Source organism: Cupriavidus sp. D384, from assembly GCF_001652915.1.
Classification (GTDB): domain Bacteria; phylum Pseudomonadota; class Gammaproteobacteria; order Burkholderiales; family Burkholderiaceae; genus Cupriavidus.
Map to the genome: position 1 here is coordinate 176,571 of NZ_BBQI01000009.1, position 15,012 is coordinate 191,582.

Sequence of the window (15,012 nt, forward strand, 5' to 3'; positions counted from 1 at the left end):
GGCGCCCAAGCCTTACAATATCGGATTCGCCGATTGTACCCATGCCGTACCGATGCCTGCGGCGGCACTTCGTTCCGGAGTGCTGCCCCGCCCGCGTATTGCCTGGCGCTTTACCCCCCGAATACCCGCTGAACCGCAATGCTGACCCTGTCCGATTTCGATTTCCCGCTGCCGCCCGAGCTGATCGCGCAGTCCGCCCTGCCCGACCGCACCGCCAGCCGCCTGCTGGTGGTGGAGCGAACAGCCCCGGAAGACACCGCCGAAGCGGTGCGGCTGGTGGACCGCGCGTTCAGCGACATCCTCGAATACCTGAGCCCCGACGACCTGCTGGTCTTCAACGACACGCGCGTGATCAAGGCGCGCTTTTTCGGCCAGAAGCCCAGCGGCGGCCGCATCGAGGTGCTGGTCGAGCGCGTGGTGGACAGCCACACCGTACTGGCCCAGGTGCGCGCGTCGAAGACCCCGGCCGAAGGCAGCCCGCTGCATCTGGCCGATGGCGCCTTCACGGTCACCGTGGGCCCGCGCGTGGACCAGTTCTTCACGCTGCGCTTTCCGGAGCCCGCGCTCGACCTGATCGAACGCTACGGCCGCCTGCCGCTGCCGCCGTATATCACGCACGATCCCGACGCCTATGATGAAACGCGCTATCAGACCGTGTACGCGCGCAATCCGGGCGCCGTGGCCGCACCCACGGCCGGCCTGCATTTCGACGATGCACTGTTCGCGCGGCTCGACGCGGCCGGTATCCGCCGCGCCTTCCTGACGCTGCACGTGGGCGCCGGCACTTTCCAGCCGGTGCGAACCGAAGACCTGTCCGAGCACAAGATGCACTCGGAGTGGTACGCCGTCACCCCGGAACTGGCCGATGCCGTGCGCGACACGCGCGCCCGTGGCGGACGCGTGATCGCGGTGGGCACCACGTCGCTGCGCGCGCTGGAATCGGCCGCGGCCGACGACGGCACGCTGCGCCCCGGCACCGGCGACACCGACATCTTCATCACCCCCGGCTACCGCTTCCGCGCGGTGGACGCGCTGATCACGAACTTCCACCTGCCCAAGTCGACGCTGCTGATGCTGGTGTCCGCGCTGGCCGGCGTGGAGGCCATCCGCGCCGCCTACCGCCATGCCGTGACGCAACGCTACCGCTTCTTCAGCTACGGCGACGCCATGCTGCTGACCCGCCGCGACTGACCCGCGCGACCGACCGATTTCGAGAACCGAACATGCTGAACTTCGAACTGCTGACCACCGATGGCAACGCGCGCCGTGGCCGCGTCACGCTAAACCATGGCGTAGTGGAAACGCCAATTTTCATGCCCGTGGGCACCTACGGGTCGGTCAAGGCGATGTCGCCGCTGGAACTGAACGAGATCGGCGCCCAGATCATCCTGGGCAACACGTTCCACCTGTGGCTGCGCCCGGGCCTGGACGTGGTGGATACCCACGCCGGCCTTCACAAGTTCATTGGCTGGGACAAGCCGATCCTGACCGATTCGGGTGGTTTTCAGGTGTTTTCGCTTGGAGAACTGCGCAAGATCACCGAAGAAGGCGTCACGTTCGCTTCGCCGGTGAATGGCGACAAGCTGTTCCTGTCGCCCGAGATCTCGATGCAGATCCAGCGCACGCTCAATTCGGACATCGTCATGCAGTTCGACGAATGCACGCCCTACGAGATCGACGGCCGCCCGGCCACGCATGACGAAGCGGCCCGCTCGATGCGCATGAGCCTGCGCTGGGCCAAGCGCTCGCGTGACGAATTCGACCGCCTGGCCAACCCGAACGCGCTGTTCGGCATCGTCCAGGGCGGCATGTTCGAAGACCTGCGCGACGAATCGCTGGCCGGCCTGTCCGAACTGGACTTCCACGGCTATGCCATCGGCGGCCTGTCCGTGGGCGAGCCCAAGGAAGACATGATGCGCGTGCTGGAGCACGTGGGCCCGCGCCTGCCGGCCCACAAGCCGCACTACCTGATGGGCGTGGGCACGCCGGAAGACCTGGTGGCCGGCGTGGCGCATGGCGTGGACATGTTCGACTGCGTCATGCCGACGCGCAATGCCCGCAACGGCTGGCTGTTCACCCGGTTTGGCGACGTCAAGATCCGCAATGCGGCACATCGCAACGACCCCCGCCCGCTGGACGAACAGTGCGGCTGCTACACGTGCCGCAACTTCTCGCGCGCCTACCTGCACCACCTGCACCGCGTGGGCGAGATCCTGGGCGCCCGCCTGAACACGATCCACAACCTCTATTACTACCTGGAACTGATGCGCGAAATGCGCACCGCCATCGAGGAACACCGCTTCGAGGCGTTCCGCCGCCAGTTCGCCGAAAACCGCGCGCGCGGCACCAAATAGAGAATGTTCTGAAAACCAGACAGCCAACCGAACTTTTGGCGGCTTGCTGGTCGAATAACTGCCCGCAACGGAAGGCTTCGGGTGTTTTCTGCAACGTACGCAAAGTACTTTGAAAGCACCCCGAACAAACCCGTAATTCGCCCTAGAATGCCAAGGCGGGACAACAACCGGGTGATAGAATGCCCGATTCCCTGATTGACCTTTGTGACGGAGAAGTAACGTGCTGATTTCGAACGCTTTTGCGCAGACCGCCGGTGCCGGCGGCGCGGCCGGTGGCCTGATGAGCTTCCTGCCGATCATCCTGATGTTCGCGGTGCTGTGGTTCATCATGATCCGCCCGCAGATGAAGCGCCAGAAGGAATCGAAGGCCATGCTGGAAGCCCTGGCCAAGAACGACGAAGTCGTGACCGCCGGCGGTATCCTGGGCCGTGTGACCAAGGTCAACGAGAACTATGTGACGCTGGAAGTGGCCGAAGGCACGGAAATCACCGTGCAGAAGAACGCCGTGACCACCGTGCTGCCGAAGGGCTCGCTGAAGTCGCTCTGATCCCGGACGGTCTCTCCAGCCTGATCCCGGCAGGTGTCGTGTGGCGCCAGACGCTCCGCCGACCCTGCCCTGCGCAGCCGCCTGCACCAGCCCCCACGGATCCTTCGGGACTCGTGACCGGGCTGCCGGGCGGCTGTTTGCCAACCGGTCCAGCCGAACCGGCGCGCCTTGTGCGCGACTTGTCGGCATGCCAACTGCAATGACTGGCCAAAGATGAATCGCTATCCGCTTTGGAAATACATCGTGATCCTGATGGCTCTCGCCATCGGCATCACCTACACCCTGCCGAACTTCTTCGGCGAGGCCCCCGCTGTCCAGGTTTCGTCGGCCAAGGCCACGGTCAAGGTCGACCTGTCCATGCAGAAGCATGTGGAGGAAATCCTCGCGCAGAACCAGCTGCAGCCGGACGGCGTCTTTTTTGACGTGGCCGGCCAATCTGGCTCGGTCAAGGCGCGTTTCCGCACCACCGACGAGCAGCTCAAGGCCAAGGACGTGCTGTCCCGGTCGCTTAACCCGGACGCCAACGACCCCACGTACGTGGTGGCGCTGAACCTGCTGTCGGGCTCGCCGCGCTGGCTGACCGCGCTGCACGCGCTGCCGATGTACCTGGGCCTGGACCTGCGCGGCGGCGTGCACTTCCTGCTGCAGGTGGACATGAAGGGCGCCGTCGACAAGAAGCTCGACAGCCTGTCCGGCGACGCGCGCACGCTGCTGCGCGACAAGAACGTGCGCCACGGCGGCATCGAGCGTGAAGGCGACCGCCTGACCGTGCGCTTCAGCAACGCCGACGACGCCAACCGCGCACGCGGCATCCTGGGCGACAACCTGCGCGAACTGGCCTTCTCGATCGACGGCACCAACGTGGTGGGCGTGTTCACCGACGCCGCCCGCAAGGCCGTGCAGGACGCCGCGGTCAAGCAGAACATCACCACGCTGCACAATCGCGTGAACGAACTGGGCGTGGCAGAACCCGTGATCCAGCAGCAAGGCTCCGACCGTATCGTCGTGCAGCTGCCGGGCGTGCAGGACACCGCCAAGGCCAAGGACATCATCGGCCGCACCGCCACGCTGGAAGCGCGCCTGGCCGACCCGGCCGTGCGTAACCCGCGTCCGGGCGACCCCGTGCCGTTTGGCGACGAACTGTTCACCCAGGGCAACGGTGCCCCGGTCATGCTGCGCAAGCAGGTGATCTTCACCGGCGACCGCATCGAAAGCGCGTCGGCCGGTTTCGACCAGAACCAGCGCCCGTCCGTGAACATCAAGCTCGATGCCCAGGGCGGCCGAGTGCTGCGCGACGTGTCGCGCGAGAACATCGGCAAGCCGATGGGCATCGTGCTGTTCGAAAAGGGCAAGGGCGAAGTGCTGACCGTGGCGACGATCCAGTCCGAACTCGGTTCCAGCTTCCAGATCACCGGCTCGTATTCGACCGAAGCCGCCAATGACCTGGCCCTGCTGCTGCGCGCCGGTTCGCTGGCCGCCCCGATGGAAATCATCGAGGAACGCACCATTGGCCCGTCGCTGGGTGCCGACAACATCCAGAAGGGCTTCGACTCGGTGGCCTACGGCTTTGCCGCCATCGCCGCGTTCATGATCCTGTACTACATGCTGTTTGGCGTGTTCTCGGTGGCGGCGCTTGGCATCAACCTGCTGCTGCTGATCGCGGTGCTGTCGATGCTGCAGGCCACGCTGACGCTGCCCGGCATTGCCGCCATCGCGCTGGTGCTCGGCATGGCGATCGACGCAAACGTGCTGATCAACGAGCGGATCCGCGAGGAACTGCGCGCCGGCGCGTCGCCGCAGATGGCAATCGCCGTCGGCTTCGACCGCGCCTGGGCCACCATCCTGGACTCGAACGTGACCACGCTGATCGCCGGCCTGGCGCTGCTGGCATTTGGCTCTGGCCCGGTGCGCGGCTTCGCCGTGGTGCACTGCCTGGGCATTCTGACCTCGATGTTCTCGGCGGTCTTCTTCAACCGCGGCCTGGTCAACCTCTGGTATGGCCGCAAGAAGAAGCTCCAGAGCCTGGCTATCGGCCAGATCTGGAAGCCGGGCACCGACACCCCGGTCGCCAAGTAAGCCAGGACATATCAGGAACACATCATGGAATTTTTCCGCATCAAGCGCGACATTCCGTTCATGAAGCACGCGTTGGTCTTCAACGTGGTGTCCTTCCTGACGTTTGCCGCCGCTGTTTTCTTCCTCTGGCACAAGGGCCTGCACCTGTCGATCGAGTTCACGGGCGGCACGGTGATGGAGGTCAACTACTCGCAGACCGCCGATCTGGAAAAGATCCGCGGCCAGGTCGGCAAGCTTGGCTACACCGACGTGCAGGTGCAGAACTTCGGTACTTCGCGTGACGTGATGATCCGCCTGCCGCTGCAGAAGGGTCCGGACGGCAAGCAGGTGACGTCGGCACAGCAGAGCGAACAGGTGATGGGCGCCCTGACGGCGGCCACGCCTGACGTGAAGCTGCAGCGCGTGGAGTTCGTGGGTCCGCAGGTGGGCAAGGAACTGGCAACCGACGGCCTGCTGGCGCTGCTGTGCGTGGTGGCCGGTATCGTGATCTACCTGTCGTTCCGCTTCGAATGGAAGTTCGCGGTAGCCGGCATCATCGCCAACCTGCACGACGTGGTGATCATCCTGGGCTTCTTCGCGTTCTTCCAGTGGGAATTCTCGCTGTCGGTGCTGGCGGCCATTCTGGCGGTGCTAGGCTACTCGGTGAACGAGTCGGTGGTGATTTTCGACCGGATCCGCGAGGCCTTCCGCAAGTACCGCAAGATGACCACGCACGAGGTGATCGACCACGCGATTACCAGCACGATGTCGCGGACCATCATCACCCACGGCTCGACCGAAATGATGGTGCTGTCGATGTTCTTCTTCGGCGGCCCCACGCTGCACTACTTCGCACTGGCCCTGACCGTGGGTATCCTGTTCGGTATCTATTCGTCGGTGTTCGTGGCCGCGGCGCTGGCCATGTGGCTGGGCGTGAAGCGCGAAGACCTGATCAAGGGCGAGAAGAAAGGCGACGTCACTGATCGCAACGACCCGAACTTCGGGGCGCAGGCTTGATGGCCTGAGCAGGCAGAGACAAAAAAGGCACCTCCGGGTGCCTTTTTCTTTGTCCAGCTCCCTTCCCCCTTAGCAACGGGGAAGCGGCGCAACCCACGCCTAGGCTTCCGTCAGCTGTTCGATCCATACCGCGAGGCGGTCCGAGGCGAACGAATCTGCCCGGGTGCCGGCGCGTGCGGCAATCGCGTCGCCTTCGCGCACCAGTTGCAGCGCGCCACCGGCCTCTTCCAGCCACAGCAGCACGGCCAGCCATCCGGCATGCTCGGCCGATACCACTTCGGCCACGGGGCGGGACACAAATTCGTTCAGCGTGGCGGCCGACGTCCATGTGACAACATCGCCGTCGCGGCGTACCGAGGCGCCCAGCGTTTCGGCCAGCACCGCCGCGGCATCGCCAGCAGACCGGCCAGCGCCGCGCAGCCTGGACAGCGTGGTCGCCACGGCATGGCCGAACGATCCGCTGCGCTGGCTTTCCGCGCCCACCAGGTCGGCGTAGTCCAGGCGTTGCCAGTCGGGCTCGGCGTTCTGCGCCCCGGCCAGATAGGTGCCGGACAGATAGGTTTCCACAGGCTGGAAGCGGCCCGGACCGATCAGACTGGCGCACAGCGCATGGATCATGCCCACGCGCGACGCCACGGTCTGCTTCTGCAGCACCATCAGCTTCTCGCGCACCAGTTGGTCGCGCTCCTTGCGCAGGCCGGACAGTTCCAGCGCCTGCTTCAGTTCCATGCGCAGCGCGGTAATGTCCCACGGCTTCTTGATATAGCGATGGATCTGGCCCTGGTTCACAGCCTCCACGGTCTGGTCCAGCTCGGAATAAGCCGTGGTCAGGATCCGCACGATATGCGGATAGCGCTCGCGCGCGTACCGCAGCAGTTCGTTACCATACTCGCCCGGCATGCGCTGGTCGGACACCAGCACGGCCAAGCTGTCGGCATGAGCGTCCAGCATGGCCTTGCCCTCTTCCACGGACTGGCCGGTCACCACCGGCGCCAGTTGGCCAATGGCCCGCTGGAAATACTTGACCGCAGTCGCTTCGTCGTCGACGAACAGAATCGCCGGGGGTGCCTGCGTGGTATTCAGTTCGCTCATCGATCACTCCTGTGCATACGATTCTTGAAATTGGGGAAATCGAGGGTTACGGTGGTGCCCGCTCCGGATGCCGAGGCAATCCGGATGCCGCCGCCAAACGACTGCATCACGCGATTGCAGAAAATCATGCCCATCCCGCTGCCGCCCGCCGATGCGTGCGTGGTCACGGGGTCCACCAGCAGGCGTCCCATGATCTCGGGCGGGATGCCCGGGCCGTTGTCGGCAATGCGGATCTCGGGACGGTCACCCGCCACCACCACGAAGCGCAGCGACGGGGCGCCAACATCGGCCAACGCGCGCAACGCGTTGCTCATGACCGAAGACAGCACCAGCGCCACGCAGTTGGGCAGCGTGGGCACCGGGAAGTCGCCCTCCAGCTCCACCTGTACCCAGCTACGCTGGTTATCGGCAAATGGATAGGTATCCAGCAGCGATGCCACCAGCGCACCCGCGCTGACTTCCTGCCCAATGCCCGGCTTCGGCGTGGCGCCACCGGCGCTGCTGCGCACCGATTGGAGAAACGACGACAGCACGGCCAGGCAATACTGGGCGTTGTCGTGCATCGCACTGGCCGCCCGGCCAATTTCCTGCTGGCGCTGCTCGCTGTACTCGCCGCCGACCCGCGACCCGATGCCGAGCGCGAAATTGGCGATGGCCGCCAGCGGCGTGTTCAGCTCGTGTGCCAGGAAGGCCAGGGTCTCGTCGATCGCCATCAGCCGCTGCTGGCGCACCGCGCGCTCGCGGAAACGGTCGCCCGCCAGCCGCAGGATCTCGCGCACATCGGCCACGCCAATCGGCTTTTCGAGGATGCGGAACACCTCGCCGGAATTGACGGTTTCCAGCAGCATGTCCTTGTCCGCATAGGCCGTGACCAGGATGCGCACAATCTGTGGATACTCCTGGGCCACCTGGCGCAGCAGATCGCCGCCGTCGCGGCCCGGCATGCGGAAATCGGTTACCAATACCGAAATCCGCGCATGGTGCGCGCGCAGGATGCCCACTGCCTCGTCGGCGCCGTTGGCCGACAGCACTTCGTATTCGCTACCGACCGCTCGCGCGAAATACTTGCAGGCCATCTCCTCGTCATCGACGTAGAGAATGGTGGGGCGCGTCTGCGTGGTATCGGTCATGACAGCATTACTCCGCACGCGGCAGGTCGAAGCTGAAGGCGGCCCAGTGGCCAACTTCGCTTTCGGCAAACAGCACGCCTTCGTGGCGCTCGATCACGGCATAGCTGATCGACAACCCGAGGCCCAGGCCCTGCCCCACCTCGCGTGTGGTGAAAAACGGTTCGAATACGCGCGCCAGATGCTCGGCGGCAATGCCGGGGCCGTTGTCCTTGACCGTCACGTGCAGGCGCTTGTCCTGCCAGCGCACGGTCGTATGGATGGCCGGGTCCTTGGTGCCGGCCTTGCGCATCGCCAGCGCAGCGTTCGAGAACAGGTTGATCAGGACGCCAATGATCGCCGCTTCGTCGCCCATTACAAGCGTATCGTCAGGCATTTCACGCGTCATCTTGACCCCGCGCAGTTCGTGCGCAGTCAGCCGTTGCGACGAATCGAGGGCCTTTTCGAACAGGAATGGCGTGCCTTCCACCTCGGCGCCAGGCTTGCGATAGGCGAAGGTCTTCAGGTCCGACACGATATGCTGGATGCGCTGCATGCCCTGCTTGGCGTCGACCAGGCATTCCTGCAGCATCGGCTCCGACTTGGCTGCCGGCTCTTCCATGGCCACTTCGATAGCCATCAGGCAGAAGTTCACCGGGTTGTTGACCTCGTGCAGCAGGCCGGCGGCCAGCGTACCGATGGCCGCCATCTTTTCCTGCTGCAGCATCTGGCCCTTGATGTCGACCAGCTTGCGGTTGATGACTTCCAGCTCGGTGTTCTTGTCGGCCACCTCGGCCTTCAGCCGGAACAGCATGAAGCGTGCACGTTCATTGAAGAACGTGTACACGCCGCTGGCCGCCGCCGCAAACAGCAGAAATAGCGAATTGACGATAAATGTGCCCATCGGCTCGACACCGCCCGGATGTAGCAGGCATGCGGCCGCGTAGAGCACGTACGACAGGACGCCAAACACCAGGTTTTGCCAGAGCCCGAACGGCAGCGCGATGCCCGATGCGAAGATCGCCAGGTTCAGGCCCACATAGTATGGCGACTCGACGCCTTCGGTGCGCGAGATCATCCAGGCGATCATGATCTGCGGCAGCAGCAGCCAGGTCATGGTCAGCCACGGCGCGAAGCGCCGGCCGGCCTGGCTGTACAACGCCACGATGACACCGGCGATCATCAGCGAGACCACCACGCGCGCAATTGCGAACGGCAGCTGGAAATGCGGATACTGGCCGTAGTCCAGCCCCACGCCCAGCAGTACCAGTGCGATGGCCGTGTAGGCGCCGCCGCGGCTGAACGCCAGGCGAAAATCGGCCAGTTCGGACTGGTATCCGGCGTAAAGTTGATTCGAACTCATGACCTTGGCGGGGGGGGCCGCGTCTTCGGCGTCCGAAACCTCAACGGACAGTGGCTTCGGCGAAGACATTGACGCCGGTTTCATCGACATAGAGTCGGTGGGCATGCGAGTTCTCCGGCAAGAGCGAGGACATCCCGGCCTCGTCGCGATAGATCAGATACCACTCAAGCAGGTGTTCCATCCCGAATTTTTCGGGATTGTCCGAGTGGACGTTGGTAACCAGCAGCTGGCCGTCCGGCTTCGAGCGCGAAGCAAAATACTGGAGCAGGCGCGCGCAGACCTTGTCGGACAGATAGTCGAACAGCCCGGCGCAGTAGACGGCATCGAACTCGCGTACGCTTGGGTCGTCCGCGGTAATGCGGCGCTTGAGCAGGTCGTGCACCGACTGGTGAACCATCTCGACCGACACCTTGTGGCCCGCGCCAGCGGCCGCACGCTCCACCGATGCCCGCGTGTAACCCAGCGTTTCCTCGCTGAAATCGACCAGCTGGAACGACAGCAGTTCGGGGTTCGGATACTCGCGGACAAAGCGCTGGATCTCGAATGCCGGCCCGCAACCCACGTTAAGCACGCGGAACTGCCGCCCTTCGGCCCGGGCCCGTTCGGCCTGGCGGGTCAGGTAATCCACCAGCAGGTCAATCCGGTTGCGGTGCGCCGTAGCCACCGCCGCCTTCAGGAATGCCGTGTTGACGATCTGGAAGTAGGTGGTGGGACCCTGCTGCGGATCGCTCAGGATCTGGTTCACCATCTCGTAGTCGCCCGCGTAGCCGAGCGGCTTCGTAAATGTGCGATACACGAACGGCGCGCGCAGCAGCAACGGGTGCAGCGCAGCCTGGGCATAGGTGCGGTGCACCGGCGCCAGTTCCTGATCCACGCGCTGGGCCTCGTCCTCGAGCCAGTCGAGGTAAGTCTTCACCTTCCCCATCAGCGGGGTGGCCAGTTCGTAGAACACATCCTCGCGCAGGCGCCCTTCCCGCTTGGGCAGAGACTCGGTCAGGTCCACCTGTTCCACCCAGCGTGACACTTCCGACAGATACGCGCGCATCTCGTTGACCACGATCTGGTAGTCGCGGCGGATATTGAAGCGCGTATCCCAGTCCTGCACGAACATCTCGGCTTCGCGTGCGACCGATTTCGGTGCATCGTTCACGTCGGTCAGTTCGCGCCACTCGTCGATCAGCGTCAGCGACACCACAGCCGTCAGGCCGGTGTTCACCAGGCTCATGACCACGGCCTTGCCCAGGTACGCGTTCTTCGCGCCCATGCGCACGCTCAGCTCGCTCAATACTTCGCTGACCTGGACAATCGAGTAGGGATTGTAGATTTCCATCACCAGCGACTTGCGCTGGAGATTGATGATCGTGCCCCGCACCTGCTCGCCCTGCGAGTTGCGGAAGCTAACTACCGGATCGATTTGCGTTTTGGAGTACACGGTATCGCGCCAGGGAAATCCGAGAAACGCTGCGGGACACGGCGCCCGCGGGCGTCGGCCGGGTACAGCTCAATGCAAGGGTCTTGCGGCGAAACAACCAATCAGGGAATGCAGCCAATGCTCATATCGATGCGCGTGACCTGTTGCGGGGACGAGCGCGCCAGCCGGCGGAGACCGGGGCGAACGCCGCCCCTGAGGGTGGGACTGCGGCAAACCATTGTACTGTGGCAATTCTGAACCGTACAACAATCCACTTGCTGAATGAAGGGGGGTATGCAAACCACAAAAAAAATGAGCCAGCAATGCTGCTGGCCCATTTTTCCATTATGTATTGGAGAAATGACAATTTCTCCACTGGCGCAACTTCCGCCAGAAGTGTGTCGTCACGTGATCAGTCGGCCTTGACGGCTTCCACCTGGATCGCCAGGTTCACGTCCTGCTTGAAGCCGTACTTGGCACCGTAGTCGATACCGAAGTCGGCACGGTTGAACTGGGCCACGGCGTCGGCGCCGCAAGCCTCACGCTTGAGCATCGGGTGCTGGATGCACTTGAATTCCTTGATCTCGAGCTTGACCGGCTTCGACACGCCGCGCAGCGTCAGCACGCCGTCCACTTCGGTCGGCACGTCGCCCTTGAACTTCGAGAACTTGCCCTTGTACGTGGCATCCGGGAAAGCCTGCACGTCGAACATTTCCGGGCTCTTGGCGTGCTCGTTCAGCTTGCTGTTGCCGAAGTCGATCGATGCGGCGTCGATCTTGATGTCGACCGTGCCGGCCTTGGCCGCGCGGTCCAGCGTCACAACACCGCTGGACTTGTCGAACTTGCCGCGCCACTTCGACAGGCCGCCCAGGTGGTCGGCTTCGAAGCTCGGGTAGGTATGGGTCGGGTCGATGTTGTACGTCGTGGCGTTGGCCATGGCGGTGCCGGCAGCGAGGGCGGCGGAGGCTGCTGCAACGGCGGCGATCAGGGTGCGGATTTTCATTTTTGAGTTTCCCGTCAAGAAGTTGGAGAGGAAGGTCGATAAAAAACGGCCAAGGAGCTGTGAGCGCGGCAAAGCCTGCCTCAGCCCTTCTTTGCCGGGGTCACGAGGTGGAACTTGATCTGGACTTCATCGGCCACGACGGAAGTGTCCTTCCACTCGCCGTCACCGATGTTGAACGTGGTGCGCTTGATCGGCAGCACGCCATCGAACACCAGGCTGCCGTTTTCCTGCTTGTACGTGGCGGGCACGGTCACATCCACCGTCTTGCCCTTGATGGTCAGCTTGCCGGCCACGTCATACTTGCCGGCGGCGCCGGCCTTGATGCTGGTCGACTGGAACACGGCCTTCGGATACTTGCCGGCGTCGAACCAGTCCTTGCCTTTCACTTCCTTGGTGGTCTCGGCATCGCCGATCTCGAAGGTCGACACGTCGATCTCGACCTTGGCCGACGACGTGGCCAGCTTGGCCGGATCGAAGTCGACGGTGGCGTCGAACTTCCTGAACTTGCCTTCCATCGGCACGCCGATCTGCTTGGCGGTGGCCGTGACCGTGCTCTTTGCGGCATCGATCTGCGCCCATGCCAGATTGGCGGCCAGGCCAGCCGTTGCCAGGGCGGCCGCCACGAAGATCGTGCCGGGACGGGACATGCGTTTCATCTGGAACTCCAGTGGTGACTGGCCATCACGGCCGGTTGGTCAGGCAAAGCGTTCGAAGAACTACGGCAAATCAGCGCAGGAACGGGATCATGCGGGCCAGCGTGCCGTCGCGATCCACCACCTGGTGCTTGATGGCCGCGGCGGCATGCACCACCACGATCGCGGCCATAAGGTAATTCAGCCAGACATGGGCGAACTTCAGGATCGGCTTCAGCGTGTCGCTGGCCTCGATCAGCGACGGCAGCTTCCACAGGCCCAGGTACACCACCGGCACGCCGGCGGCCGAACTGTAGAGAAAGCCCGTGATCGGCACGATCAGGATCAGCAGGTAGAGCAGATGGTGCGCCGCGGCGGCGGCCCTGGCCTGCCAGGCCGGCGTACCGGGTGCCACGGGCGGGGCAGCGTGGGTGGCGCGCCAGAGCACGCGCAGCACGGCCACCACGAAAATCGTCACGCCCAGCCATTTGTGCCACGAGAACAGCTTGAGCTTGGTCGGTGTCAGCCCGGGAATGCCCGTCATGTACAGGCCCAGCCCGAACGCGGCAAAGATGCCGAAGGCAATCAGCCAGTGCAGGCCGATGGCGGTGGCCGTGTACGTCGCCTGGCCCCCCGGCCCGGATGCTTTGAAACCCATGTCAGTCAATCCCTTCGATCTTTATTACTTATTCTGCTATGTCGGCGCCAAGACAGTCTGTTGCAGTAGCGGTCCGGTCATTCGCTGCCAATTCTCGCATTATTAGGTGACCGGCCCTGCGTTGGAAGCGCCGAACTTCATGAAGTTGTTCAAATCATTTGATGTGTCGAGATGTCGCACCCTGCGCCCGGGAACCGATCGTAACGCCACCGGGAGCCGTGCGGCATTGGCTGCTGGTATCAGCGAGGTAATTTCTTTCGAAACTTGCGCGCCAAACAAAAAGGGCCAACCCCTCGGGGTCAGCCCTTTGCTTCGGCCTTGCGGCGCCGCGGCATATCGCGACGCCCGTGACGGCGATCAGATACGGTTTGCCAGTTCCACGGCCTTGCCGATATAGCTGGCCGGAGTCATTTCCATCAGCAACTGCTTGGCGTCGTCGGGAATCGCCAGGCCCTGCACGAACGTCTGCAGGGCTTCGCGCGAGATGCCCTTGCCGCGCGTCAGTTCCTTCAACTGCTCGTACGGGTTGGGCACGCCAAAGCGACGCATCACGGTCTGCACCGGCTCGGCCAGCACTTCCCAGCAGTTGTCCAGGTCTTCGTTCAGGCGCTCGGGATTGGTTTCCAGCTTGCCCAGGCCGCGCAGGCAGGCCTCGTAGGCCAGCAGGCTGTAGCCAAAGGCCACACCCATGTTGCGCAGCACGGTGGAATCGGTCAGGTCACGCTGCCAGCGCGAAACCGGCAGCTTTTCCGACAGGTGGCGCAGCACGGCGTTGGCCAGGCCCACGTTGCCTTCCGAATTCTCGAAATCGATCGGGTTGACCTTGTGCGGCATCGTCGAAGAGCCAATTTCACCGGCCTTGGTCTTCTGCTTGAAGTAGCCCAGCGCAATATAGCCCCACACGTCGCGGTTCAGGTCCAGCAGGATCGTGTTGGCGCGTGCGATGGCATCGAACAGCTCGGCCATGTAGTCGTGCGGCTCGATCTGGATGGTGTACGGATTGAACGTCAGGCCCAGGCGCTGCTCGATCACCTGCTTCGAGAACGACTCCCAGTCGAACGACGGATAGGCCGACAGGTGCGCGTTGTAGTTGCCAACGGCGCCGTTCATCTTGCCCAGCAGTTCCACACGCTCCACGCGCTCGATGGCACGTGCCAGGCGGGCTGCCACGTTGGCGATTTCCTTGCCCAGCGTGGTCGGGCTGGCCGGCTGGCCGTGCGTACGCGACAGCATCGGCTGCGTGGCGTTCAGCTTCGCCAGTTCCACCAGGCGGGCCAGCACGCGCTTGAGCGCCGGCACGATCACGCCGTCACGGGCGCCCTTGAGCATCATGCCGTGCGACGTGTTGTTGATGTCTTCCGAGGTGCAGGCGAAGTGGATGAACTCGCTGGCGGCTTCCAGCTCGGCGTTGCCCTTGACCTGCTCCTTGAGCCAGTATTCGACGGCCTTCACGTCGTGGTTCGTGACCGCTTCGATTTCCTTGATGCGGGCGGCGTCGGCCTCGGTGAAGTTGTCCACCAGCGACTGCAGCTTCGCTTCCGAAGCGGCCGAGAACTTCGGCACGTCGGGCAGGCCGGCCTGGGCCAGCGCGATCAGCCAGTTGACCTCGACCTTCACGCGGTTGCGCATGAAAGCCGCCTCGGACAGCCATTCGCGCAGTGCATCGGCCTTGGCGGCATAGCGGCCATCGATGGGAGACAGGGCGGAGAGCGGCGAGAGGGAAGACGTGGACATGCTGGCAACCGGGAGAAAAGAGGAATGTGGAGGTTCGAGC

The 15,012-nt window shown here is 63.7% G+C and carries 13 protein-coding genes; 5 read left to right on the forward strand and 8 right to left on the reverse strand.

The annotated features are described in order from the left end of the window. The first annotated feature begins 138 nt into the window (after nucleotides 1–138). From queA to secF, 5 genes are all read left to right on the forward strand, one after another. Nucleotides 139–1,191, forward strand: coding sequence for a tRNA preQ1(34) S-adenosylmethionine ribosyltransferase-isomerase QueA (gene queA / locus A9J21_RS04165; RefSeq protein ID WP_066732194.1), 1,053 nt, complete (start codon nucleotides 139–141; stop codon nucleotides 1,189–1,191). A gap of 32 nt (nucleotides 1,192–1,223) precedes the next feature. After that, nucleotides 1,224–2,354 (forward strand): tRNA guanosine(34) transglycosylase Tgt, encoded by a 1,131-nt coding sequence (tgt, locus tag A9J21_RS04170; RefSeq protein WP_066732196.1) that lies wholly within the window; start codon nucleotides 1,224–1,226, stop codon nucleotides 2,352–2,354. Nucleotides 2,355–2,574: 220 nt separating this feature from the next. Further along, the gene (gene yajC / locus A9J21_RS04175) at nucleotides 2,575–2,901 is read left to right on the forward strand and encodes a preprotein translocase subunit YajC (protein ID WP_061955498.1); all 327 of its coding nucleotides are present in this window, start codon (nucleotides 2,575–2,577) and stop codon (nucleotides 2,899–2,901) included. 213 nt (nucleotides 2,902–3,114) lie between these two features. Beyond that, nucleotides 3,115–4,977, forward strand: coding sequence for a protein translocase subunit SecD (gene secD / locus A9J21_RS04180; RefSeq protein ID WP_066732198.1), 1,863 nt, complete (start codon nucleotides 3,115–3,117; stop codon nucleotides 4,975–4,977). Nucleotides 4,978–5,001: 24 nt separating this feature from the next. Next, entirely contained in the window at nucleotides 5,002–5,973 is a 972-nt protein-coding gene (gene secF / locus A9J21_RS04185) for a protein translocase subunit SecF (RefSeq protein ID WP_066732199.1), read from the forward strand. Between the two features lie 99 nt (nucleotides 5,974–6,072). On the opposite strand, the gene A9J21_RS04190 is transcribed toward secF, so the two are convergent. From A9J21_RS04190 to purB, 8 genes are all read right to left on the reverse strand, one after another. Further along, nucleotides 6,073–7,065 (reverse strand): response regulator, encoded by a 993-nt coding sequence (locus A9J21_RS04190; protein ID WP_066732201.1) that lies wholly within the window; start codon nucleotides 7,063–7,065, stop codon nucleotides 6,073–6,075. Then, a complete protein-coding gene (locus tag A9J21_RS04195; protein WP_066732203.1) occupies nucleotides 7,062–8,195 on the reverse strand; it encodes a hybrid sensor histidine kinase/response regulator in 1,134 nt (377 codons plus the stop codon). Before A9J21_RS04195 ends, A9J21_RS04190 begins: the two co-directional genes overlap by 4 nt. A 7-nt stretch (nucleotides 8,196–8,202) precedes the next feature. Then, nucleotides 8,203–9,534 (reverse strand): sensor histidine kinase, encoded by a 1,332-nt coding sequence (locus A9J21_RS04200; RefSeq protein ID WP_066732205.1) that lies wholly within the window; start codon nucleotides 9,532–9,534, stop codon nucleotides 8,203–8,205. A gap of 40 nt (nucleotides 9,535–9,574) precedes the next feature. Continuing rightward, entirely contained in the window at nucleotides 9,575–10,966 is a 1,392-nt protein-coding gene (locus A9J21_RS04205; RefSeq protein WP_066732206.1) for a class I SAM-dependent methyltransferase, read from the reverse strand. A 391-nt stretch (nucleotides 10,967–11,357) separates the two neighbouring features. After that, complete coding sequence (locus A9J21_RS04210; RefSeq protein WP_066732208.1) at nucleotides 11,358–11,948, reverse strand: YceI family protein; 591 nt, start codon at nucleotides 11,946–11,948, stop codon at nucleotides 11,358–11,360. An 80-nt stretch (nucleotides 11,949–12,028) separates the two neighbouring features. Continuing rightward, nucleotides 12,029–12,604: a YceI family protein gene (locus A9J21_RS04215; protein ID WP_066732210.1), complete on the reverse strand. Its 576-nt coding sequence runs from the start codon at nucleotides 12,602–12,604 to the stop codon at nucleotides 12,029–12,031. A gap of 70 nt (nucleotides 12,605–12,674) precedes the next feature. Next, nucleotides 12,675–13,238 (reverse strand): cytochrome b, encoded by a 564-nt coding sequence (locus A9J21_RS04220; RefSeq protein WP_066732211.1) that lies wholly within the window; start codon nucleotides 13,236–13,238, stop codon nucleotides 12,675–12,677. 357 nt (nucleotides 13,239–13,595) lie between these two features. Beyond that, entirely contained in the window at nucleotides 13,596–14,972 is a 1,377-nt protein-coding gene (purB, locus tag A9J21_RS04225; RefSeq protein ID WP_066732212.1) for an adenylosuccinate lyase, read from the reverse strand. Nucleotides 14,973–15,012 lie beyond the last annotated feature (40 nt).